Origin of the sequence: Pseudomonas sp. efr-133-TYG-5 (assembly GCF_030209175.1) — a bacterium.
Taxonomy (GTDB): domain Bacteria; phylum Pseudomonadota; class Gammaproteobacteria; order Pseudomonadales; family Pseudomonadaceae; genus Aquipseudomonas.
Genome location: NZ_JARVSM010000001.1, coordinates 851,981 through 875,350, shown reverse-complemented (window position 1 = coordinate 875,350; position 23,370 = coordinate 851,981). Strand labels below are relative to the sequence as shown.

The following is a 23,370-nucleotide window of genomic DNA, read 5'->3' as shown; positions in this document are numbered from 1 at the left end:
ACGGATTGGCCTTCAACTCCGTGGAGGTGTTGATTGTCCTGTCTGGGTTGACGGTTAAACGCTTTTCAGGCGATTTATCGAGCTGCGCGGCGTCAGTAATCTGTGCCCATGTTCAACGCAAGCCAACCACCACAACCAAGAAAAGGGATTCAAACATGAGCACTGCAACCTACAACCGCCTGAACAAAGACGACGCCGTAGTCCTCCTGGTCGACCACCAGACCGGCCTGATTTCGCTGGTTCAGGACTTCTCGCCGAACGAGTTCAAGAACAACGTGCTGGCCCTGGCTGACCTGGCCAAATTCTTCAACCTGCCGACCATCCTCACCACCAGTTTCGAGCAAGGCCCGAACGGCCCGCTGGTGCCAGAGCTCAAGGAGATGTTCCCGGACGCGCCTTACATCGCCCGCCCAGGCCAGATCAACGCCTGGGACAACGAAGACTTCGTCAAGGCGATCAAGGCCACCGGGCGCAAGCAGATCATCATCGCTGGCGTAGTGACGGATGTCTGCGTCGCGTTCCCGACATTGTCGGCGCTGGCTGAAGGCTTCGATGTGTTCGTGGTCACCGATGCCTCCGGCACCTTCAACACCACCGTGCAACAGGCGGCCTGGAACCGCATGACCCAGGCCGGCGCACAGATGATGAACTGGTTCTCGGTGGCCTGTGAGCTGCACCGCGACTGGCGCAACGACATCGAAGGCCTGGGTAACCTGCTGTCGCAGCGCATTCCCAACTATCGCAACCTGATGAACAGTTACTCGGCGCTGACAGCCCAGCACAAGTGACACGATGCTGATCGACAAAAGCCTGCTGGTGCACAGCAGGCTTTTGTCGTTTTGAAGGCGGGAAAATGCATGGCGCCGGCATGCGGGTCAGTCGCAAGCGCAATCAGCGCCTCTTGGAGTTGATCGCGTCCACTTTTTGCTTGATGTACTGGCACCACTGCTCGGAGTTGCGTTGCGGGACCTCGGCCTTGTCGCGAACGCCCAACTTGAACTCGATCACCGATTTCCATTCGTCAGAGCCCAGATCCGGCCCATGCCCTTGAGTATCGGCCGTGGTCAGTTGCTGCTCGATCGATTCGTACCAGGCAGCCGAGCAAGTGGGCGCAGCCTGGGCGAGGCCCGTGGCGCCCAGTAGCAACAAGGTCAAATAGCGTTTCATGTGCACTCCTTGGTCGAATGGCCACTGCTGCCGACTGAATGCTGTGCATTGCCATTGAAGACGATAAGCATCGGTTGTCCTGCCATCACCGGTTCATCCTGTTTAACGGTCATTTACCGCAGCACCTTATAAAGCAGATCGCGCCGCGCTCAAGGCATTGTTTCAGAAACGCTCCAGGCGATACGGCCGCAGTGTCGGCAGGACGCGGGCCGGCGGTGTCACGCTCGGCGACACCAGCCGCCCGATCATCTCGGTCGTCAACCGTGAGCGGGTTGCCCGGCGCAGGGTCTAGACTGAACAACGCCCCCTCCAGCGCCAGGTGAATCGCAATGATCGCAACCAACATGCGCCGATGCTCACTGTGGGGCCTGGCCACCCTGACGGTATTCAGCCTGGTACTGAGCGCAGGCTGTTCCGCCAGGAAACACGCTTCGGCGTCCGACATCGGCGACGCCTGTTACGCCAAGGCGCTGCCGACGGTGGGCGAGGGTGGTCTGGCGTGGGGCTCCAGCCTGAACATGGCGCGGCAGAAGTCGATGACCAATTGCATCCGCTACGCCGGGCGTTCCGGCGGCACGCCAGCCACCTGTCAGGTGGTATTGGCCAAGTGCAAGTAGTGGAGTAAAAAATTGACATGATTGCCTTAGGCAATTATATAGTTGCCTTGAGCAACTATCGAGCGCGTGTCATGTCCAGTCATCCTCTCTTCGCGCAAGCCGACATCGTTCGCGGCTTCAATCGTTTCTACACCCACCAGATCGGCGTGCTGCAGGAGCACCTGCTGCACAGCGACTATTCGCTGACCGAACTGCGCATTCTCTATGAACTGGCTTCGCGCGGTGACCTGACCAGCGCCGATCTGCGCCAGCTGCTCAGTCTGGACGCCGGTTACATGAGCCGGATCATCAGCCGGTTCGAGAACAAAGGGCTGATCCAGAAAGTCCGCTGCACCAGCGATGCCCGCGCTGTCCGCTTGCACCTCAGCGATCTCGGCCGCGCGATCCTCGCCCCGCTGGAGCAGGCCTCCCGCGAACAGGTCGTGGCCATGCTCGAACGCCTTTGCGAGCCACAGCAGCGGCAACTGATCGATGCCATGACGACGATTCAGACGTTGTTGGGTGGCGCGCGCGACACCACGTACATCCTGCGCGATCCGCAACCCGGCGACATGGGCACCGTCATGCAACAGCAGGCGTCGCTCTACGCGCGCGAGTACGGCTGGAACGGAGAATTCGAAGCGTTGGTGGCCGAGGTCATCGCTCAGTACCTGCGCGAGTTCGACCCGAGCGCCGAACGCTGCTGGATCGCCGAAAAGGACGGCAAGGTGATCGGCTCGGTGTTCATCGTCAGGCTCGACGAAACCACCGCCAAGCTACGCATGCTCTACGTCGACGCCAGCGCCCGGGGACTGGGCATCGGCAGTCGCCTGGTCGAGGAATGCCTGCGGTTCGCGCGCCAGGTCGGCTACAGCAGAATGACGCTATGGACGACCAGCAACCTCAGCGCCGCGCGCAAGATCTATCAGAAGGCCGGCTTCGAGCTGGTGGAAGAAACCCCGGTGCACAGCTTCGGCAAGGACCTGGTGAGCCAGACCTGGGCGCGGGCGTTGTGATCTAACCGTGAGCCGCGCCGGTCAATGTGCGCGGCCACGCAGACGCCATCCAATGCGAGTGTTACCCGGCTACCGTTCTGCACCTTTTCGGGCTCGCAATGAGCCAATAGGTAGCACGCCCTCGGCAGGAAGGCCGCCCGCTATTGCGCGTTAAATCAGGCGAATCAAGTGCTTGCCCCCTGGCGACAACCTTTGGCACGCATTGTGCTTTTTTGTATCCGTGGATAATTGGATACAAAAATACAAAAGGTACCGCCATGCAATTCGCTCCCGCCTATGACCCACGCCAACCGCTGACCGCCGAAGAGGAGGCTTACAACTTTCTTCTCGAAGGCATCTGCGGCGGTCGTTACCGCAAGGGCGACCGGCTGATCGCCGAGGACATTGCCAGTGAAATCGGCATGAGCCGGATGCCCGTGCGCGAAGCCTTTCGCCGGCTCGACGCGCAGGGCCTGGTGACGTTGCGACCGAACCGCGGCGCGATTGTCAGCGGGCTGGATGTCGAACAAATGCACGAGGTGTTCGAGATGCGCAGCGCCCTCGAGGGCCTGGCCATTCGCATTGCCGTGGCGAAGATCAGCGAACGCCAGTTGACGGCGCTGGAGCGCCTGCTCGATGAAATGGATGACTACCGCGACGAGAGCGCCGCGTGGGTCAGCCGACATCGCAAATTCCATGAATACCTGTGCAGCCTCAGCGGCCGCCCGCGTCTGGTGAAGCAGATCAGCGCGCTCTACGCGCTGATCGAAGCGCCGATGCGGCTCTGGCTGCAACACGTGGAAAAACCGTTGAGCGCGCGCGAAGAACACGTGGTGATCCTCGAGGCGATTCGCGCCGGCGATGCCGCCAGGGCCGAAGCCGTGGTGCGCGAGCACATCGAGGGCACGGTCCCCGAACTGATCCGGTTTCTGCAATCGGAAAAATAATCCCAGAGCGGGCCGCGAGCCCGCCGATGTTTTGACTTTGAGTACTGCCCCGTTACTAACCGAACTGGAGTGTCTGGTCATGCATACGTCTCGCCTGTTACTCGCTGCAATTTCCCTCGGCCTCTGTACGCAGTGGGCGGTTGCCGCTCCCGTGGTGCCGGAGCGTTTGCTCAAGGTCGACAAACTCACCTATTGCTCGGGCATGGATTCGCCGCCGCTGGTGTCCTTCGATGAAGCGCAGAAGCCCAAGGGCCTGACTGTTGACCTCGGCGTGGAAATCGCCCGGCGTCTGGGCGACAAGAAGGTTGAGTGGCGGGTGATTCCGTTTTCCGGATTGCTTCCGGCGTTGCTGGCCAAACAGTGCGACATGATCGTCGACCAGTTGTTCGACAAGCCCGAGCGCCGCGAGGTGATCGACATCGTCAACTACATGTATTCCAGTCAGGCGGTGGTGGTGCCCAAGGGCAATCCGAAGGCGCTCAAGACCCTGGCGGACCTCAGCGGGCACAAGATCGCGGTGCTCAACGGTTCGACCATCAAGACCCTGCTCGATAGCGAGAATGAAAGCCTGGCCAAGGCCGGCAAGCCGCCGATGAAACTGGTGGTCTACAACACCGACACCGACGCGTTCCAGGCCTTGCGCATCAGTCAGGTCGACGCCTACGGCACCACGGTGGAAACCGCCGGTTACTACGCCGCGATGGCCCCGGACCTGTTCGAGGAAGGGGTGCCGGCCTTCAGCCGCATCCTCACCGGCCTGGGCATCCGCAAGGACGATCCACAACTGAGCGCCGCGGTGCAGCAGATCATCACCGACATGCGCAGCGACGGCAGCTACAAACAGCTTTTGAGTCAATGGCACGTTTCCAGCGACACACTCGATTGAGGTAGACGTTGATGAACTTCAATTGGGATGTGTTCTGGCAGTACCTGTTGCAACCCAGCGGCGTGTACCTCACCGGGCTCTGGCTGACGTGCCTGATCAGTGTACTGGCGATGGTGCTGGGCTGCGTGCTGGGGCTGGCCGCCGCGCTGCTGCGCTTGTCGAAGAACCCGCTGCTGCATCTGCCGGTGCGTTTTTACGTGTGGCTGATGCGCGGCACGCCGTTGCTGGTGCAGATCGTCTTTCTCTACACGGCGCTGGCCGCGGGCGGGATTTTCCGCTTCGAAGACATCGAGCTGTTCGGCCTGGTGATCCCCGGCAACATCCAGGCCGCGATCATTGCCCTGGGCCTCAACGAAGGCGCGTACATGGCCGAAATCATTCGCGCCGGTATCGGTGCCGTGGACAAGGGCCAGTACGAGGCCGGGCGCTCCCTGGGCATGACCTTCGCCAAGCTGATGCGGCGGATCGTCCTGCCGCAAGCGTTTCGGGTCATCGTGCCGCCGCTGGGCAACGAGTTCAATGTGATGCTGAAGAATACGACGCTGGTCAGTGTGATCGGTGTGCAGGAGTTGCTGCTCAGCACGCAGATGGTCACGTCGGCAACCTTCCGGGTCTTCGAGTTGTACCTGGTGGTGGCGATCTATTTTCTCTTGCTCACGACACTGTGGGGCTTCTTCCAGCGCTGGCTCGAGCAGCGCTTCGGCCAGTCGGATCGACCCTCGTCGCCGCCACCGGCCTCCAGCCGGATGTTCGGACGGCACACGCTGAAACTGTTGAGGGGACGTTAATCATGGCGCAGCAAAGTGACGAGCTGATCATCGAGGCGCTGAACATTCACAAGTCCTTCGGCGACCTGCAGATTCTCAAGGGGATCTCCCTGCAGGTGCGCCGAGGCGAGGTGGTGGTGCTGATCGGTGCCTCGGGTTCCGGCAAGACCACGTTCATCCGCTGTATCAATCTGCTGGAAGACATTCAGGCCGGGCAGATCCGCGTCAATGGCCAGCCCATGGGCTACCGCGCCAGGGCCGACGGCAGTCTGGTGCGCGATTCGGAACGCAACATTGCCCGGCAGCGCCGGGACATCGGCATGGTGTTCCAGCGCTTCAATCTGTTCCCGCACATGACGGCGCTGGAAAACATCATCGAAGCGCCGATTCAGGTCCTCGGTGTGCCACGCAAGGCCGCCATGGAGCAGGCGCAGGCGCTGCTCAAACGTGTCGGGCTGGCGGACAAGGCCAACCACTATCCGTCGATGCTTTCCGGTGGCCAGCAGCAGCGTGTGGCGATTGCCCGGGCGCTGGCCATGAAGCCTCAGGCGATGCTGTTCGACGAACCCACGTCGGCACTCGACCCGGAAACCGTCGGCGAGGTCCTGCAGGTGATGCAGGAGCTGGCCGAGGACGGCATGACCATGGTGGTGGTCACTCACGAGATGGGTTTTGCCCGCGAAGTCGCCGACCGCGTGGTGGTGCTCGATCAGGGGGAGCTGATCGAACAGGGCCCGCCGGAACAGATTTTCAGTCACCCCAGCCATCCTCGTACCCAGGCCTTTCTCAGCCGCGTGCTGTGAAAGCGGACTTCATGAATGCGCGTTTTCAAGAGCCCTTGCCATGTTGAAATTCTCTGCTCACGAGTATCCCTATCCGTCACAGCGCCAAAGCGTGTTCGCCCGTCGCGGCATGGTGGCGGCGTCCCAGCCCCTGGCCGCGCAGGCCGGCATCGAGATGATGCACAAGGGCGGCAATGCGATTGACGCCGCGATCGCCACGGCCGCGGCATTGACCGTGGTCGAGCCCACGGGCTGCGGCCTGGGCGGCGACGCGTTCGCCCTGGTGTGGGTCAAGGATCAGTTGCACGGGCTCAGTGCCAACGGCCACGCGCCGGCAGCGCTGAGTATCGAAGCGGTCAAGGCCGCCGGCCATGCGCACATGCCGTTGTACGGCTGGACACCGGTAACGGTGCCCGGTTGTCCATCGGCCTGGGCCGAGCTTTCGCGGCGTTTCGGCGTGCTGCCGTTCGCTGATTTGCTGCAACCGGCCATCAGCCTGGCGCGCGACGGTTTTCCACTGTCGCCCGTGGTTGCCCAGCAGTGGCAGAAGGCACTGGAGGAGTTCAGTCCCCATCGCGATGCGGTGCTCGATGCCTGGTTCGACACCTTCCTGATTGACGGCCGAGCGCCCAGGGCCGGCGAGCTGTTCCGTAATCCGGCGCAGGCGCGCACGCTGGAGGCGTTGGCGGCGAGCCGTTGTGAGAGCTTGTATCGCGGCGCTTTGGCGCAGCGTCTGGATGCGCATTCGCGGGCGACCGGCGGCTATCTGCGCGCCAGCGATCTGCAGGATTACCGCGCGCAATGGGTCGAGCCGATTCACGTCAACTACCGTGGCGTGGACGTCTGGGAAATCCCGCCGAGCGGGCAGGGCCTGGTGGCGTTGATGGCGCTGAAGATTCTCGAAGGTTTCGACTTTGATCAGCGTGACAGCCAGCAGACCTGGCATCGACAGCTGGAGGCGATGAAGCTGGCCTACAGCGACGGTCTGCACTACATCACCGATCCGCTGCACATGCGGGTGGCGGTCGCCGACCTGTTGAGCGATGACTACAGCGCCCGGCGCCGTGGGCAGATCGGCGAGCAGGCGCAGCCACCGCAGCCCGGCGATCCGCATGCCAGTGGCACCGTGTACCTGGCAACGGCCGACGCGCAAGGCAATATGGTTTCGTTCATCCAGAGCAACTACCACGGCTTCGGTTCGGGGGTGGTGCTGCCTGACAGCGGCATCGCCCTGCAGAACCGCGGACAGGAATTCAGCCTCGACTCGGCGCACGCCAACTGCCTGGCACCCGGCAAGAAGACCTTCCACACGATCATCCCCGGGTTCCTTACCCGCAATGGTCAGGCACTCGGCCCCTTCGGCGTGATGGGCGGCTACATGCAGCCGCAGGGCCATGTGCAGATGGTCATGAACCTGGTGGATTTCGGCCTCAATCCGCAATCGGCGCTGGATGCGCCGCGCTGGCAGTGGCTGGGCGGCATGCAGGTCGGTATCGAGCACGGGGCCTCGCGGGATCTGGCCAATGCCCTGGCCCGGCGCGGGCACGCTGTGCAGATCGCCAGCGACCTGACGGACTACGGCAGGGGGCAGATCATCCTGCGTGACCCGGTCAGCGGTGTGCTGTGTGGCGGCACGGAGCCGCGGGCGGATTCGCACATCGCGGTCTGGTAAAGTCCGGGCGCGCGTGGAACGAGCCACGCCATCATTTTTCAGGTCACCAGCAGAGGCACCCATGAAAGGAAGCTGTGCTTGCGGGGCTGTCGGGTACGAGATCGACAGCATTGATATGCCCATCAGTCATTGTCATTGCGCGACCTGTCGCAAGACTCACGCGGCCGCGTATGTCGCCACGGCGGGTGTGCTGAAAGCGCATTTTCGCTGGACCCGAGGCCTGGATGCCTTGAGCGCTTTCGAGTCGTCACCGGGCAAGCGCCGACACTTCTGTTGTCGCTGCGGGTCGCACCTCGCTGCCGAGCGCGACGGCGCCCCGGCAATGATCGTGCGAGTGGCGACGCTGGACGAGGATCCCGCCGCGCGCCCGGAATACCACATCTGGACCGAGCACGATGTGGCGTGGCTGGAGGGCGAAGGGCTGCCCAGGTATGCGCACTGGCAACCGCAGCGACAGTAGCTGCGTGGTCGACAATGTCGCCCTTCGCGGTGCAACGCGCCGGGTGGTTGAGCGTCAGGGTTCGGCCTGGTGAGCAGTGCGCAACTTTTTGCGCACTGGCTGTGCATCTTTGCTCGTTGAAACCCTTACTCCTCAAGTAAAACAAGGCCTGTGGCCAAGTGCGCAAGAAGTTGCACACCAGTGCGCAACTTCTTGCGCACTGGTGTGCCGATGCACGCGTCCGGGCGCCCTGAAAAACCGCGTTTGCAGGCGCAGGCCTTGCCCGGTTGTGGCGATTTGATGGCTGGCACGGCTTTTGATTACGCAGACGGCACCCGCCACCTCCAGCGGCCCTTTAAAGGATTAAACATGAAACCCACCGCCGTACTCCTCGCACTCACCGCCGCCCTCGGCACCGTCAATCTGGCTCACGCCGATGATCCGGATCCTGCTGTCATGAAAAAGCAGATGTACGACATGGGCCGCAACATGTCCGGACTGATCAATCACTGCATCGACAAGGGCTTTCTCAAGGCCGATAGCGCAGAAAACGCCAAGAAGATGGTGGCATACGTGGCCGGGATACCTGGCGGCATGGACCAGAGTGACGGTGACAAGAGCGAAGCGCATGGCCGCAAGGGCGAAGCGCTGCAGAACGGCGACTACCTGAACCTCGAGCAAACCTCGTCGCTGGGCCTCAAGCAATGGTGCCAGCAGGCGGATGAAGGCATGCGCCAAGGACTGAAGTCCGTCGGGCTGTAATAGTCGCCTAGCGGTTTGTGCAATGGGAAAAACGCTCGCGTAACTGCGAGCGTTTTTTTTGCGCGGCAACCCGGCGGCGGACGCCATGAGCGCCAGCCTTACAGCGCTAAGCTAATGCAAAAAAGATATTTGTTCGCGGTTTTATATATCGTTTAGTTTTGGCTCATCGACGAATCAAAGCATCAAACCGATAGACCTCCCGATTGCCATGACGGCACGCGCTGAATCGATCACAGGGTTCTTCAGGTTTGATTCACACGGGAGTGAATCATGCCGCACACCTTGGACATCAGCACCTTACCGACCCTGGACCTTTCCTGGCTGGACGGCTCGGCGGCACAACGCCAGGCGTTCCTCGAGGATCTGCGCCACGCCGCGCGTGACGTCGGCTTTTTCTACCTGAGCGGGCACGGCATCGATGCCGGTCTGTTGCAACAGGTGCAGGATCACGCCCGGCAGTTCTTTGCCTTGCCGGACAGCGAGAAAGTCGCGGTCAGCATGATCAACTCGGCGCATTTCCGAGGTTACAACCGCGCCGCTTCCGAAATCACCCGTGGCCAACCCGACCAGCGCGAGCAGTTCGACCTCGGCGCCGAGCGCGAGCCGCTGCCGTTGCAGGCGGACAGCCCCTTGTGGGCGCGCCTGCAAGGGCCCAACCAATGGCCGCAGGCACTGCCGCAACTCAAGCCGCTGTTGCTCGACTGGCAGCGAGCGATGACCGCCATGTCCCTGCGCCTGTTGCGCGCCTTCGCCGAAGCGTTGTCGCTGCCAGCGGGTGCTTTCGACCGCCTCTACGGCGATAAACCCAACGAACACATCAAGCTGATGCGCTACCCCGGCCAGGCCTCCACGGCGAGCCAGCAGGGCGTCGGTGCGCACAAGGATTCCGGCTTCCTCAGTTTCCTCCTGCAGGACGACCAGGCCGGTCTGCAAGTGGAGATCGAAGAGGGGCGCTGGATCGATGCGCTGCCACGGGAGAACACTTTGGTGGTGAACATCGGCGAATTGCTGGAGCTGGCCACCAACGGTTACCTGCGCGCCACGGTGCACCGTGTGCAGTCGCCACCGCAGGGCAGCGAGCGCCTGTCCATCGCGTTCTTCCTCGGTGCGCAACTGGATGCGGTGGTGCCGCTGTATCCGCTGCCGACCGCGCTGCTGCGCGAAGCGCGTGGTCCGGCCAGCGATCCGCTCAATCCGCTGTTGCGCGACGTGGGCTGGAACTACCTCAAGGGCCGCCTGCGTTCGCATCCCGACGTCGCCCGGCGCTTCTACGCCGATGCACTCACCCCGCAGAACCCGACTCGCCAGGCGCTCGGCGCCTGATCCGCCACTCGATCAAGGAAGCACATCATGCTCAAGAAAACCGCATTGACCCTGGCTGTGTTCGGCGCGCTGTCGAGCGCTTTCCAGGCCCGGGCACTGGAACCGTTGCGAGTGGCTGCCGACCCGGTGCCCCATGCGCAGATTCTCGCGTACATCCAGACCATCGATCCGCAACTCAAGCTCAAGGTCATCGAGATTCCCAACGGCGTGAACTCCAACGAGCTGCTGGTGCATGGTGATGTCGACGCCAATTACTTCCAGCATCTGCCGTACCTCAAGTCCCAGGAACAGGCGCTGGGACAGCCACTGGCGGTGGCCGCCACGGTGCATATCGAACCCTTGGGCATCTATTCGCGCCGGCACAAAAGCTTCGCCGCGGTGCCGGAAAAAGGCACTGTCGCGGTGCCCAACAACGTCACCAACCTGAGCCGCGCGCTGTACCTGTTGCAGGACAACGGGCTGATCCGGCTCAAGCCCGGCTTCAAGGACCCGGCGGCCGATCAGGCCACGCCCAAGGACATCGCCGAGAACCCGAAACAGCTGAAAATTCTCGAAATCGAATCACCGCAGATCCCGCGGGCGCTGGACGATGTCGACCTGGCGGTGATCAACGGCAACTACGCACTGGAAGCCGGACTGGTACCCGCGAAGGATGCGCTGGGCCTGGAAAAGGCCGAGCACAATCCATACGCCAACATTCTGGTGACCACGCCGAAACTGCAGAACGATCCGCGCATCGCGCAGCTGGCCAAGGACCTGACCTCGCCGCAAGTGGCGAAGTACATCAGCGATCACTTCCAGGGTTCGGTGATCCCGGTGGGGGATGCCAAGCCATGATCGTCGTCGAGCAGTTGAGCAAGACTTACCCATCGGCGCCCGCGCCTGCGCTGGATCAGGTGTCGCTGAGTATTCCCGACGGCGCGGTCTACGGCATTCTCGGGCGGAGCGGGGCGGGCAAGTCGACCCTGTTGCGTTGTCTCAATCTGCTCGAACGCCCCGACAGCGGGCGAATCCTGCTCGACGGCGTCGACCTGCTGACCCTGTCGCCCAGCGACCTGCGCCGTCAGCGCCAACGCATCGGCATGATTTTCCAGGGCTTCAACCTGCTGCATTCACGCACTGTGTTCGACAACATCGCCGTGCCGCTGGAGATTGCCAACGTCGGCAAACCCTGGCGCCACGTGCGGGTGCGTGAACTGCTCGAACTGGTCGGTTTGAGCGACAAGGCACAAGCCTTTCCGTCGCAGTTGTCCGGTGGGCAGAAACAGCGCGTCGGCATTGCCCGCGCCCTGGCCGCCGAGCCGGCGTATCTGCTGTCGGACGAAGCCACCAGCGCGCTGGACCCGCAAACCACCGCGTCGATCCTGGAACTGCTGCGCGACATCAACCGGCAGTTGGGCGTGACCATTGTGTTGATCACCCACGAACTGGACGTGGTCAAGTCGATCTGCGATCACGCGGCGTTCATGGCTGACGGACGTCTGGTCGAAGCCGGCCCGGTGCCGCGCCTGCTCGCCGATGCGCAATCGCCGCTGGGCATGTCCCTGCGTCCTACCTGCGGGCTACCGCTGGGCCACGACATCCCCGGGCTGAGTTTCCTCAGGCAATACGGCGTACGGGCGGCCCAGTCATGAACCGCGCGATCGACTGGAATGAAATCCTGCAACTGCTGCTCAACGCCACTGGCGAAACCCTGTACATGGTGCTGCTCGCCGGGCTGTTCACGCTGCTGATCGGCTTGCCGCTCGGCGTATTGCTGTTCGTCAGCCGTCGCGACGGACTGTGGCCGATGCCACGCCTCAATGCCGCGCTGGGTGCGCTGGTCAATCTGGGGCGCTCACTGCCCTTTGTGGTGATGCTGATTGCATTGATTCCGCTGACGCGCCTGGTAGTGGGCACCACCCTCGGCAGCACGGCGGCCGTGGTGCCGATCACCATTGGCGCGTTTCCGTTTTTTGCGCGGATCGTCGAGAACGCCCTGGACGAAGTCGACCAGGGCCGGATCGAAGCCATCCTCGCCATGGGCGGCGATCTGCGTCATGTGATTTTCAAAGTGCTGCTGCCCGAAGCGCTGCCGGCGTTGCTGGCCGGGATCACCCTGACGCTGGTGATGCTGATCGGTTTTTCTTCCATGGCCGGTGTCATCGGCGGTGGCGGCCTCGGCGATCTGGCAATCCGTTATGGCTATCAACGCTTCAACAATCAAGTGATGGTCGCCACCGTGGTGGTGCTGGTCATCCTCGTTCAGGGCGTGCAGAGCCTGGGCGACCGGCTGGTGCGTGCGCTGGCCCATCGACGTTAAGGAATTTTATGAGTGTCGTCGTGGCCCGCGCGCCGCTGATCCAGGTGCGTGAACTGAGCAAGACCTTCGGCTCGAACCGTGCACTGGATCGCGTCAGCCTGCAGATTCATCCCGCCGAAGTGGTGGCGTTGCTCGGTGCCAACGGTGCCGGCAAATCGACGCTGGTGAAGATCCTCGCCGGCAGCCAGTGCGCCGACGGCGGCGAGATTTACATCGACGGCCAGCCTCGGCAATTCAGTTCGCCGTTGTCGGCGCGCCGGGTCGGGATTGTCGCGGTGCATCAGCAGATCAACGAGGGCATTGCGCCCGGTTTGAGCGTGGCGGAAAACCTCCTGCTCGATGAGTTGTGCAAGCCCGACGCGGACTTCTGGCTCAATCGCAGACGTCTGCTGGAGCGCGCCGCGAGCATCGCGGCCGGGCTGGGTCTGGTCTTGCCGCTGGAGCAACCGATTGAGCACCTGGGCCAGGCCGAGCGGCAACTGGTGGTGCTGGCCCGGGCCTTTGCCCTGCAGCCGCGCCTGCTGATTCTCGACGAGCCGACGGCGGCCCTGTCGGATGCCGAGGCACAGCGCCTGTTCGGCTTGATCGATACGCTGCGCAGCCGAGGCGTGGCGATCCTCTACATCTCGCACCGACTGTCCGATCTGCAACGCGTGGCCGACCGCGCCATTGTCCTGCGCGACGGCCGCCTGGCCGGCGAATTCAGCGCGCGGCAATTGCCCCAGGCGCTGCAGGCGATGCTCGGCCAGGCGCTGGCGGCACATGTCTACACACCGCGTGCCGCAGGACGTCAGGTGCTGCATGCGCGTGGGCTGAAAATCCTGCCGCGCACGCAAGCGTTCGATCTGAACCTGCACGAAGGCGAAGTGGTGGTGCTCTGCGGACTGCTCGGTGCCGGCAAAAGCGAGATCGCCGAGGTGCTGTTCGGCCTGCGCAAGGCGCTGGCCGGCCACGTGCAACTGGACGGTGTCGAAGGGCTGCCGGGCTCGCCTCGAGAGGCGATTCGCCGCGGCGTGTTCTTCGCTGCCGAGGACCGCGCCAGCCACTCGCTGGTACCGGATTTCTCCCTGCGCCGCACCCTGACCTTGCCGTTTCTCGAGCGCTTCAGCCGTGGCGGTTTTATCCGTAACCGTGCCGAAGCGGCGGCGGTCACGGCGCAGGTCGCGGCGTTGGGCATCAAGACGGCCGGCATCGATGTGCCGATGAGCGCGTTGTCCGGCGGCAACCAGCAGAAAGTCGTGCTCGGCCGCTGGTTGCTCGGGGCAGGGCGGCTGCTGATCCTCGACGAACCGTTCCAGGGCGTTGATGTGCGCGCCCGCCGCGAGATTGGCCAATTGCTGCGCGACAGCGCCGGCGCCCGCGCCACCCTGGTGATTTGTGCCGATGTCGACGAAGCCCTGGAGATCGCCGACCGCATCCTGCTGGTGCGTGATCACGCCGTGATCGGCGAGTACCCGCGAGCCGGCCTGGAGCGCGCCAGCCTGGTGGCCGCGCTGGCCGGCGGCGAGCTGGACAACCTTTCCCCGCATGCCACGCCAAGGAGTAGAGCGAGTGCCTGAATCGAGTTCGTTGTTGTCTGTCGCCCCGGCGTGGTCCGAGCGCCTGGTTCAGGCGCTGATCCGATATGGATTGCTCTGGGTGCTGGCGTTGATCGTGGTGTTTTTCAGCGCGGCGGAGCCGGCGTTCCTGCGCGTGGGCAATCTGTTCAGCATTTTGCAGTCGGTGTCGATTGTCGCGCTGCTGGCGCTGGGCGTGACCCTGACCATGGCCGTCGGCGGGCTGGATCTGTCGATCGGCGCGGTGGCGGCCATGAGCCTGATGATCGCCAGTTACGTGATGGTGGTGCTCGGCTGGGGCGCGGTGCCGGCGGTGTTGATCAGCCTCGCCGGTGGCGCGCTGGTCGGGCTGCTCAATGGCTGGCTGATCGTGAAGATGCGCGTGCCGGACATTCTCGCCACGCTGGGCAGCATGTTCCTGGTGATCGGTGTGCAACTTATTCCCACGGGCGGACGTTCGATTGCAGTGGGCATGACCTTGCCCAACGGTGAGGAGGCGCAAGGCGCATTCAGTGCGGCGTTTCTGGCCCTGGGGCGCGGACGCCTGGGCGATATCGTGCCGATTCCGGTGCTGATCACGGCCGTGGTCGCGCTGGCGGTGTGGTTGTTCCTCGAGCGCACACGCATCGGCCGCTTGTTCTATGCCATTGGCGGCAACGAGCAGGCGGCGCGGCTGGCCGGTGCGCCGGTGCAGCGCTTCAAGTTGCTCGCCTACGTGCTGTCGGCGCTGCTGGCCTCGCTCGGCGGTTTGTTGCTGGCGGCGCGCCTGGGGCGTGGCGATGTCAGCTCCGGCAACGGTCTGGTGCTGGATGCGCTGGGGGCTGCGCTGATCGGTTTTGCCGTGCTCGGGGCGAAGAAGCCGAACGCCTTCGGCACGCTGGTCGGGGCGTTGCTGGTGGCCGCGCTGCTCAACGGTCTGACCATGCTCAACGCGCCGTACTACGCGCAGGATTTCGTCAAGGGACTGGTGCTGGTGCTGGCCCTGATGTTCACCTTCGGCCTCGCGCATCGGGCGCGTTGAGCCGGTTCATTGTTGCTGCAAGGAAGATCTATGCACGGTTCAATCAAGCAGTTCGCACGTCATTGCCTCGCGGGTGCCTTGCTCTCGGCGCTGGCCGTCAGCGCTCAGGCCCAGGCGCTGGCCGGTGCCCCGGCGCCGTTCGACAAGGGCCAGGTGCAGATCGCCCTGGTCGGTTACCTGTTTTCCGGGGATTTCCCCGAAGCGTATTTGCGTGGCGTGGAGCAACAGAGCGCCGCGCTTGGCGCCAACCTGCGGGTGTTCGATGCCCGGCAGCAGGCGGCAAGCCAGGGCGAGATGATCGATCAGGCAGCCGACCTCGGCGTCGACGGCATCATCGTGCAACTGGGCCTGGCGGAAACCCTCAAGGGGCCGATTGACCGGGCCATCGCCAAAGGCATCAAAGTAGTTGCCTTCGACGTCGACTTGAACAACCCGCAAGTGACCCAGGTCGAGCAGGATCACCACGCCCTGGCGCGCCTGGCGCTGGAGCAGGCGCTCAAGGACAACGGCAATCGCTTCGACGCCGGCTACGTGTACATCAGTGGCTTCACGCCGATGGAGCGCCGCGACGAGATCTGGAGCCAGGTCAAGGCCAGCAACCCGGGGATCATCGAGAAGGCCCGGTTCGGCACGCTCAATCCGCCGATTGCCAACTCGGTGGCGGATCAGGCCAGTGCGGTGCTGCGCGCCAATCCCGGGATCAGCGTGATCTTCGCGCCGTTCGACGAGTTCGCCAAAGGCGCGAAAATCGCCGTCGACGAGGCCGGGCTGGGACGCCAGGTGAAGATCTACAGCGCCGACATTTCCACGGCCGACATCCAGATCATGAAGGAGCCGGACAGCGCCTGGGCCGCGACGGCGGCAGTCAATCCGCAGGTGGCCGGAGCGATCAGCGTGCGCAGCCTGGCGATGTTGATCGCCGGGGAAAACCCGGGTCACACCGTGTTGGTGCCGCCGACCCTGATCACCCGCCAGCAGTTGCTCGATCTGGACGTGAAAAACGTCCGCGACCTGGGGCAGAAACTGCCGGCATTCGGCGACAGCGCCAATGTCGCACGGGCGCCGTGGATTCCCGTGGCCAACTGAAAACCTTTCGCCTGACAACGCCGCCGACAGACAGCGTGGCGCTTGCCATTGTGTAAATCCCGGGAGTGACCATGCACGACAAGGCCAGACGGTTGCGCAAGAGCCGAGCGCCGCAAACCGACCCCGCGTTCGGCCAGCGGTTACCGCCGGGCCAGGTGTTGACCGAGCGCTTTCCGATCCTCCACGAAGGCGCCGTGCCGCAATATGACCTGGCGAGCTGGTCGCTGCGCCTGTTCGGTGCGCTCGACAAGCCGCTGCAGCTGAGTTACGCCGACCTGCAAGCCTTGCCGCAACGCCAGCTGCAATGCGACATCCATTGCGTGACACGCTGGTCGAAGTTCGACACGCAGTGGCGCGGGGTGCATCTGCAGGATCTGCTGCAGGCCCTGGAGATCCGCCCGGCTTCAGCGTTCGTCATGGCCCACGCCGATCATGACTATCAGGCCAATCTGCGCCTCAGTGATCTGCTGCACCCGGACAGCCTGCTGGCCACCCATTACGCCGGCCAGCCGCTGACCGCCGCGCATGGCTGGCCATTGCGCCTGGTGGTGGCGGGGCGGTACTTCTGGAAGAGCGCGAAATGGCTGCGCGGGCTCGAATTCGTCGATCAGGAACAACCGGGGTTCTGGGAGCGCAACGGCTTTCATCTGCACGCCGATCCGTTCGCCGAACAGCGTTTCAGCGGCGAGGCGCTGGATATTGCGCAAGATGCCTGGCGCGACAAGGCCTTCGATTAACGCGCTTTCGGCTTTTGTTGGTACAGCAACTAGTGAGCAACTTCAGGTTAATGTCTGGAGCGTATTTGTATGTCTGTAAAGTTGCTGTTAGTTGGTTTCAGCTGTTCTGTGGTGAACACTGCTGTTGCCCAGGCAACAGGCCAGTCGTCGGCTATAACCTAAGCGTTATTGGTTCTTTTGCACGTGTGTAGCGCTCCTCTAGCATGGGGCTTAAGGGGAGTTTGTACTAACTTTGGGGGTCTTTCGCTCAAGTGCCTTGGCACTTTGAAACACACTTTAAGCCGTTGCCGTCTATTCGAAATTCACAACTAAAGCAGACATTGCCGAGCATTGATTGCCGACGCCTTATTGTCGGTAACGGCCGGGTATCAGCTGCGATAAAGGAGCTGTTGCATGTATCACCGTTCTCGATCTTTACTGGCCATCGCCGTGTTGGGCGCCATCTGGCAATTGCCTGCGCAAGCCGAAGAAACGTCCGCGCGCGTTGACGATGACACTCGCCTGGGCACCGTGCTGGTCACTGGCACCCGCGGTACCGCGCGCACCGTACTGGATTCGCCGGTGCCGGTGGATGTGTTGACCGCCGCCGACCTGAAGTCCGCCGGCGTCGCCGACGGCGAACTCGGCCAGGCTCTGCAGACGCTGCTGCCGTCGTTCAGCATGCCGCGCCAGTCCAACTCCGGTGGCGCCGACCACGTGCGCGCGGCCCAGTTGCGCGGCATGAGCCCGGATCAGGTACTGGTGCTGGTCAACGGCAAGCGCCGGCACACCTCGGCGGTGGTCAACGACTCGTCGAAAATCGGTCGCGGTACGGCGCCGGTGGATTTCAACTCGATCCCGATCAGTGCGATCAAGCGCATCGAAGTGCTGCGCGACGGCGCCGGTGCGCAGTACGGCTCCGATGCGATTGCCGGGGTGATCAACATCATTCTCGACGACGCTCCCGAGGGCGGCGAAGTGTCCACTTCGTATGGCGCCTTTCACACCCATCAGGACGCCATCGGCAGAACCACCACCGACGGCCAGAACAATGTGACCACCGCCAAGATCGGCACGCGGCTCGGCGAGGAGGGCGGCTTCATTCGCGGCGGCACCGAGTACAAGAATCGCAACCCGACCAACCGCGCCGGCTTCGACGGTTTTGCCGACACCCCCGAGCAGCGCAACTATGTGATGGGCGACGGCCTGGCGCGGGACGTCAACCTGTGGTTCAACAGCGAACTGCCGCTGGCCGGCGGCAAGGCCTACAGCTTCGGCACCTACAATCAGCGCCACACGACCGGCGCCGAGTTCTATCGCTACCCGTCCGAGCAGCCGCAGTTCTACCCCAATGGCTACCTGCCGCAGTCGTTGGGCGACAACAAGGATGTCTCCGCCACCGCCGGTTTCAAGGGCATGATTGGCGACGAGTGGGATTTCGACAGCAGCGTCACCCATGGCCGCAACCGCTTCGAGGCTTCGACCCGGCGCACCCTCAATGTCAGCCTCGGCGAGGACTCGCCGAGCACATTCGACACCGGCGACTACGAGTTGCGCCAGACCACCAGCAACCTCGATTTCAGCCGTGAATTGCGACTGGGCGGGCGTTCCTTCGTCCTGGCGCTGGGTGGCGAATATCGCTACGAAAACTACCTGACCTACGCCGGTGACGAGGCCTCTTACATCGGCTCCGGGGCCGATGGCGCCAACGGCTTGCGCCCCAGCGAAGAGTCGGACCTGGATCGCAATGTCTTCGCCAGCTACGCCGAGTTGTCCGGCGATCTCAGCGAGCGCTTCTTCATTGACGCGGCGACCCGCTGGGAGCATTACGACGACGCCGGCAGCAAGCTCACCGGCAAGCTCAGCGGTCGCTACAAATTGACCGAGCAATGGGCGCTGCGCGGGGCGCTGTCGAACAACTTCCGGGCGCCGTCGCTGGCCCAGAGCGGTTTCCAGAACACCACCAGCAACTTCGGCGATGGCGGCACGCTGACCGACATCCGCGTGCTCTCGGTCAACGACCCCATTGCCCGCGCCCTCGGTGCCGAGAAACTCGATCCGGAAACCTCGAAGAACTTCAGCCTCGGGCTGACCTTTCAGTTGAACGAGCGCTTCGATGCTTCGCTGGACGTGTTCCGCATCGACGTCAAGGACCGCATCACCCTGTCGCAGCGCATCGGCAGCGATGCGCTGGAAAACTACATCAATGACAACTTCGGCGTGGCCGGCGTGCATGACGTCAATTTCTTCACCAACGCCGCCGACACCAGCACCCACGGCGCCGAACTGGTACTCAACTACCACCAGCCGTTGTACGACGGGCAATTGGCGCTGACCACCGCGTACACCTACAACCACACCAAAGTCACCAGCACCAAAGGCACGCCCTCGCAGCTGACGGCACTGGGGATCGGCAACGATGCGCTGGTCGGGGTCGAGGAAACCAACACCCTGACCGACGCCGCGCCGAAGGACCGCTTCATCGTCTCCGCCAACTGGGCCAGCGAACATTGGGGGCTGCTCGGCCGTTTGACCCGCCAGGGCGAAACCACCCGGGTGTTCGACTTCGGTGACTCGCAACCGGAGCAGACCTACGGCGCGGTGTGGCAACTGGATGCCGAGGTGACCTACAAATTCACCCCGAAATTCAGCGTGGCGCTGGGTGGCAACAACCTTACCGACAACTACCCGGAGCGCTCCGGTTCGGCGATCAACTACGGCGGCAACCTGCCGTACGACGTGCTCTCGCCGATCGGCACCAACGGCGCTTACTACTACGCCAGCGCCACCTACGGCTTCTGAGCCGGTCCGCCACGGACGGCGGAACATTTGCGGGAACCCTCATGAGTCATACCAACGGTCCCGGGCGCCACCTGCCGGTTCTGCAGGCGTTGCTGATCACGCTGGGCATGGTGATCACCACCGATATTCTCAAGACCGCGCCGACCGTGGCGCTGCATGTCGGTGAGGACTATTTCTATGCGGTCTGGGTGCTTGGCGGACTGGCATCGATGGCCGGGGCCCTGTGTTTTGCCGAGATGGCCAGTGCGTTTCCGCATCCGGGCGGCGACTATCATTTCCTGCGAACGGCCTATGGCGAGCGCATGGGTTTTCTGTTTGCCTGGTCGCGTTTTTCGGTGATGCACACCGGCTGGATCGCGTTGTCGGCGTTCATGTTTGCCGATTACGTGGACGCGGTGCTGCCGCTGGGGCAACTCGGTTCGGGGCTGTTTGCCGGCGCAGTGATCGCGGCGCTGGTGCTGCTCAACCTGACCGGCAAGCACATTGGTTTCATGACCCAGACCTTGCTGGTCGGGTTGCTGGCGTTGGGCTTTCTGAGCATTGCCAGCGCCGGGGTGTGGCTGGCCTGGCAGGGCATTGAGGCGCCTGCGCCGGCGCTTGTCCCGGCCGCCGCTGACAGCGGCGTCGCCGGTTTTTCTGCGGCGATGATTTTCGTCTTTCTGGCCTTCGGTGGCTGGAGCGATGCGGCTACGTTGTCGGCAGAAGTGCGTGACGGGCGGCGTGGCATCTTCATCGCCATGCTCGGCGCGTTGAGCGTGCTGCTGGTGATTTATCTGGCGCTGAACTGGGCCTTTGTCCGCGGCCTGGGTTTTGCTGGCCTGGCGGCGAGCAATGCGCCGGCAGTGGAGTTGTTGAACCGCGCATTCGGCGCGCCCGGCGTCACCCTGATTGTGCTGATGGTTGGTATCGCCGCCATTGCCACGATCAATTCGACGCTGCTGGTGGGTGCCCGTACGACCTACGCAGCGGCGCGGGATGTGCCGCAGTTGCAACGCTTCGGCGAATGGGACGCCCGCCACGGCGTGCCGCGCAAAGCCTTGCTGGCCGAGGGCGCGGTGGCGCTGTTGCTGGTGCTGTTCGGCAGTTTCACCCAGAGCGGGTTCAACACCATGGTCGAGTACCTGACACCGGTGTACTGGCTGTTCCTGAGCCTGAGCAGCCTGGCGCTGATCGTGCTGCGACGGCGTTTTCCGGACGTGCCACGGCCGGTCAGGGTGCCGTTTTATCCGTGGTTGCCGCTGCTGTTTTTTTCCCTGTGCCTGTACATGCTGGTTTCCAGCGTGACGGCGGTGGGGTGGGGTGCATTCGTGGGGATCGCTGTGTTGCTGGTCGGGGCCGTGTTGCTGGCCGGGTTGAGCCGCCGGGTGTCGACACCTCGGCAAGCTCTGCAGCAAGGCCGCGACTAGAACGAGACTTGCGCCGGTTGTGACAGGCGCAGCACGGACAAGTCGCCGGTTATGCGCTTGTACGCCAGGCGAATCGCTTCGATGTTGGCGATGTTCTTCGCGCTGTTTTCATGCAGGATCACGATGACTTTGGTCGCCAGGCGCTCCGGTTCCCGGGCCCCGTGGTCACGCCACTGGCCGTATGCATCGAATACCGTGAAACCGTCGGGAAACCGCGACGTCACTTCCTGATCGAGAAATTCGCGCCAGCGCGCGGGGCTGACGGCACCTTCCTTGCCTTCCAGCGTGCCCACCGAGAAATACAGCTCGGTGCGGATCCACTGCGCCTGCGCAGGACGCGTGGCGTCGCCTTGCAGGGTGGCACTGGCGGGATCATGGGTATGAACGGAAACGGCAGGAGGGCTGGCACAGCCGGCGACCGCAAGAAACAGCGCGGCCAGTAACAGGCGTTTTTGCATGGAACATCCCTTTTGGCAGTTGAGTGCAGGCGGGACGCATTGTAAAACGCCGGGTTAATAGCAATAAAAGATTAAAAAGTGGCTGGTTGGTTGCTTTATGGAATAAGCGCGGCCCTGGTTGTGCAGCGGGGATCGCCCTACAGCCAGGTATCCACCACGCGCCGATCGAGTTCTTCCCAATCCGCCATACCCAGCACACGGGTGGTGTTGAGGCCGCGCAGATAGCCGCGCAACTGATTGGCGACGGCCTGGACCGTCTGCGCGTCGGCGGTGCCTAGGCCGAGCACGCTTTCGTAATCGATCAGGTATTCCGCCACACGCTCGCGGAACTCGGGCAATACGGCATCGCGGATCAGGTCAAAGGTTCGCACGGCGTCATCCTCAGGGTGTTATCGGTTGTTATTGATGTCGGCCAGTCTGCCCCGTCGGCAACTATCGCTTCAAGTAATAGTGACCATCAAGAAACGCAAGTTCTGCTTTGGCGGCGATCGGCGGAAAATCGCCTCCATCGAACACGCCGCCGAAGGAATTGCGCGATGAAGACATTGACCCGACTGGCTGTAGTCGCCCTGCTGATGGGCGGGGTGGCAGCGACCGCACCGGCCTACGCGGCCGACACCGCGTCGTGCCATTTTCTGCCCATCGCCGCCAGCGGCGCCGGCCTGCAACGTTCGCAAACCGTGGGCGTGCTGTACAGCGAGAGCACTCTGGACAACCTGCAGTACCTGGAGCGCTACCACGATGTGGCACTCAACGGCGCCAAGGATGCGCTGGATGCGCGGATCCGCACGGCCTTCGTCAACAGCTCCGATCCTGAACTGGCAATTGACTGGCTGACCCATTCGCTGGAGCAGCAATTCCTCTCGGTGACGGTCTACGCCAGCCTCGATGAGCTGCTGCAGGCCCATCCGGATGTGGTGGTCATGCTCGACACCCACAATCAGTTACTGACCCAACGCAACAGTCAGGTCGAAGCTCGTTTTGCCGCCCGCTTCTACGACGCCAACCTGCAGTACATCGGCAAGGCCGAAGGCGCGATTGAAAAGCACATGCCGTCGGTGTGGGTGCACAACAAGGCTGCGCCGGAAATCGCCGCGCAGATCGAACGGCAACGGGATCTGCAACTGAGCGCGCTGCGCCAGTTCGATGATTCGCTGAAGGCGCTGGTCAGCGCCGGTTGAACAGCAACGAAGAATGGCAACGACAGCGCCCGTGACGGTGGACGTTGCCGCACGATACGAACCCTTTATTTTCAGGATTTCACCCATGCGCCCTTTGTTTTTCCCCGCCATGGCGATTGCCACGTTGACGCTGACTGGCTGTGCCTCGGCGCCGAATGACCCGACGCTGACCCTGCAGACCCACAAGACCCCTGCGCAATACGCCGAGTGCGTCGTGCCGAAACTGCAGGGCAGCGCACTGCATCCAACGGTTTCGCAGACCCAGCGCAGCTACCGCATCGTGGTGCCGAGCAAAGTCGCGGCGGACAACGTACTGGAAGCCTACAAGGCCCAGGGCGGCGGCAAGGTGTTCTTGTACGAGCGCCATTTGCTGGCCTCCAGTTTCGTACCGTCGAGTTTCGAACGCGCCGCTCAGGAATGCCTGTAACACCCGAACGTTTTTTGAAGATGCTCCTTTGGTTGGCCGCAACCAACCAATGTTTAGCCCCGCACCTTTCGGTAGCGGG

At 63.0% G+C, this 23,370-nt stretch carries 25 protein-coding genes; 22 read left to right on the top strand and 3 right to left on the bottom strand.

Annotation, left to right across the window (positions count from 1 at the left end; translation table 11 throughout):
• Positions 1-155: 155 nt before the first annotated feature.
• Positions 156-788, top strand: coding sequence for an isochorismate family cysteine hydrolase YcaC (gene ycaC, locus QRN70_RS03865; RefSeq protein ID WP_285415889.1), 633 nt, complete (start codon positions 156-158; stop codon positions 786-788).
• A 103-nt stretch (positions 789-891) separates the two neighbouring features.
• Here ycaC and QRN70_RS03860 read toward each other — a convergent pair whose 3' ends face one another.
• Positions 892-1,167 carry a hypothetical protein gene (locus QRN70_RS03860; protein ID WP_285415888.1) on the bottom strand — a complete coding sequence of 92 codons (276 nt, stop codon included), beginning with the start codon at positions 1,165-1,167 and terminating at the stop codon, positions 892-894.
• Between the two features lie 329 nt (positions 1,168-1,496).
• Here QRN70_RS03860 and QRN70_RS03855 point away from each other — a divergent pair, with 329 nt between their 5' ends.
• The 19 genes from QRN70_RS03855 (at position 1,497) to QRN70_RS03765 (ending at position 21,225) form a co-directional block, all read left to right on the top strand.
• Positions 1,497-1,784, top strand: a complete 288-nt coding sequence (locus QRN70_RS03855; protein ID WP_285415887.1) for a hypothetical protein — start codon at positions 1,497-1,499, stop codon at positions 1,782-1,784.
• Between the two features lie 71 nt (positions 1,785-1,855).
• Positions 1,856-2,779, top strand: a complete 924-nt coding sequence (locus tag QRN70_RS03850) for a bifunctional helix-turn-helix transcriptional regulator/GNAT family N-acetyltransferase (protein WP_285415886.1) — start codon at positions 1,856-1,858, stop codon at positions 2,777-2,779.
• A 257-nt stretch (positions 2,780-3,036) separates the two neighbouring features.
• Positions 3,037-3,705 (top strand): GntR family transcriptional regulator, encoded by a 669-nt coding sequence (locus QRN70_RS03845; protein ID WP_285415885.1) that lies wholly within the window; start codon positions 3,037-3,039, stop codon positions 3,703-3,705.
• A 79-nt stretch (positions 3,706-3,784) separates the two neighbouring features.
• On the top strand, positions 3,785-4,591 hold the full coding sequence (locus tag QRN70_RS03840) for an ABC transporter substrate-binding protein (protein WP_285415884.1): 807 nt from the start codon (positions 3,785-3,787) through the stop codon (positions 4,589-4,591).
• Between the two features lie 11 nt (positions 4,592-4,602).
• Positions 4,603-5,379: an amino acid ABC transporter permease gene (locus QRN70_RS03835; protein WP_285415883.1), complete on the top strand. Its 777-nt coding sequence runs from the start codon at positions 4,603-4,605 to the stop codon at positions 5,377-5,379.
• A gap of 2 nt (positions 5,380-5,381) precedes the next feature.
• On the top strand, positions 5,382-6,161 hold the full coding sequence (locus QRN70_RS03830; protein ID WP_285415882.1) for an amino acid ABC transporter ATP-binding protein: 780 nt from the start codon (positions 5,382-5,384) through the stop codon (positions 6,159-6,161).
• A gap of 40 nt (positions 6,162-6,201) precedes the next feature.
• On the top strand, positions 6,202-7,812 hold the full coding sequence (locus QRN70_RS03825; protein ID WP_285415881.1) for a gamma-glutamyltransferase family protein: 1,611 nt from the start codon (positions 6,202-6,204) through the stop codon (positions 7,810-7,812).
• Positions 7,813-7,873: 61 nt separating this feature from the next.
• Complete coding sequence (locus tag QRN70_RS03820) at positions 7,874-8,272, top strand: GFA family protein (RefSeq protein ID WP_285415880.1); 399 nt, start codon at positions 7,874-7,876, stop codon at positions 8,270-8,272.
• A 348-nt stretch (positions 8,273-8,620) separates the two neighbouring features.
• A complete protein-coding gene (locus QRN70_RS03815; protein WP_285415879.1) occupies positions 8,621-9,013 on the top strand; it encodes a hypothetical protein in 393 nt (130 codons plus the stop codon).
• A gap of 270 nt (positions 9,014-9,283) precedes the next feature.
• A complete protein-coding gene (locus QRN70_RS03810; protein ID WP_285415878.1) occupies positions 9,284-10,336 on the top strand; it encodes an isopenicillin N synthase family dioxygenase in 1,053 nt (350 codons plus the stop codon).
• Between the two features lie 27 nt (positions 10,337-10,363).
• Positions 10,364-11,173 carry a MetQ/NlpA family ABC transporter substrate-binding protein gene (locus QRN70_RS03805; protein ID WP_285415877.1) on the top strand — a complete coding sequence of 270 codons (810 nt, stop codon included), beginning with the start codon at positions 10,364-10,366 and terminating at the stop codon, positions 11,171-11,173.
• Positions 11,170-11,970, top strand: coding sequence for a methionine ABC transporter ATP-binding protein (locus QRN70_RS03800; protein WP_285415876.1), 801 nt, complete (start codon positions 11,170-11,172; stop codon positions 11,968-11,970). The genes QRN70_RS03805 and QRN70_RS03800 overlap by 4 nt, the downstream gene beginning before the upstream one ends.
• A complete protein-coding gene (locus tag QRN70_RS03795) occupies positions 11,967-12,638 on the top strand; it encodes a methionine ABC transporter permease (RefSeq protein WP_350224496.1) in 672 nt (223 codons plus the stop codon). The genes QRN70_RS03800 and QRN70_RS03795 overlap by 4 nt, the downstream gene beginning before the upstream one ends.
• An 8-nt stretch (positions 12,639-12,646) precedes the next feature.
• Entirely contained in the window at positions 12,647-14,197 is a 1,551-nt protein-coding gene (locus QRN70_RS03790; protein WP_285415875.1) for a sugar ABC transporter ATP-binding protein, read from the top strand.
• Positions 14,190-15,215: an ABC transporter permease gene (locus QRN70_RS03785; RefSeq protein ID WP_285415874.1), complete on the top strand. Its 1,026-nt coding sequence runs from the start codon at positions 14,190-14,192 to the stop codon at positions 15,213-15,215. The genes QRN70_RS03790 and QRN70_RS03785 overlap by 8 nt, the downstream gene beginning before the upstream one ends.
• A 30-nt stretch (positions 15,216-15,245) precedes the next feature.
• Positions 15,246-16,301 (top strand): substrate-binding domain-containing protein, encoded by a 1,056-nt coding sequence (locus QRN70_RS03780; RefSeq protein WP_285415873.1) that lies wholly within the window; start codon positions 15,246-15,248, stop codon positions 16,299-16,301.
• Between the two features lie 71 nt (positions 16,302-16,372).
• Positions 16,373-17,038 carry a sulfite oxidase-like oxidoreductase gene (locus QRN70_RS03775; protein WP_285415872.1) on the top strand — a complete coding sequence of 222 codons (666 nt, stop codon included), beginning with the start codon at positions 16,373-16,375 and terminating at the stop codon, positions 17,036-17,038.
• Between the two features lie 393 nt (positions 17,039-17,431).
• The gene (locus QRN70_RS03770; protein ID WP_285415871.1) at positions 17,432-19,819 is read left to right on the top strand and encodes a TonB-dependent receptor plug domain-containing protein; all 2,388 of its coding nucleotides are present in this window, start codon (positions 17,432-17,434) and stop codon (positions 19,817-19,819) included.
• Positions 19,820-19,860: 41 nt separating this feature from the next.
• The gene (locus QRN70_RS03765; protein ID WP_285415870.1) at positions 19,861-21,225 is read left to right on the top strand and encodes an APC family permease; all 1,365 of its coding nucleotides are present in this window, start codon (positions 19,861-19,863) and stop codon (positions 21,223-21,225) included.
• On the opposite strand, the gene QRN70_RS03760 is transcribed toward QRN70_RS03765, so the two are convergent.
• The gene (locus QRN70_RS03760) at positions 21,222-21,683 is read right to left on the bottom strand and encodes a DUF3574 domain-containing protein (RefSeq protein ID WP_285415869.1); all 462 of its coding nucleotides are present in this window, start codon (positions 21,681-21,683) and stop codon (positions 21,222-21,224) included. The two genes, QRN70_RS03765 and QRN70_RS03760, sit on opposite strands and share 4 nt — an antisense overlap.
• A gap of 137 nt (positions 21,684-21,820) precedes the next feature.
• The gene (locus QRN70_RS03755; RefSeq protein ID WP_285415868.1) at positions 21,821-22,054 is read right to left on the bottom strand and encodes a hypothetical protein; all 234 of its coding nucleotides are present in this window, start codon (positions 22,052-22,054) and stop codon (positions 21,821-21,823) included.
• A gap of 165 nt (positions 22,055-22,219) precedes the next feature.
• Here QRN70_RS03755 and QRN70_RS03750 point away from each other — a divergent pair, with 165 nt between their 5' ends.
• Both QRN70_RS03750 and QRN70_RS03745 read left to right on the top strand, forming a co-directional pair.
• Positions 22,220-22,864: an ATPase gene (locus QRN70_RS03750; protein ID WP_285415867.1), complete on the top strand. Its 645-nt coding sequence runs from the start codon at positions 22,220-22,222 to the stop codon at positions 22,862-22,864.
• 85 nt (positions 22,865-22,949) lie between these two features.
• Positions 22,950-23,291 carry a YajG family lipoprotein gene (locus QRN70_RS03745; RefSeq protein ID WP_285415866.1) on the top strand — a complete coding sequence of 114 codons (342 nt, stop codon included), beginning with the start codon at positions 22,950-22,952 and terminating at the stop codon, positions 23,289-23,291.
• Positions 23,292-23,370: the final 79 nt, after the last annotated feature.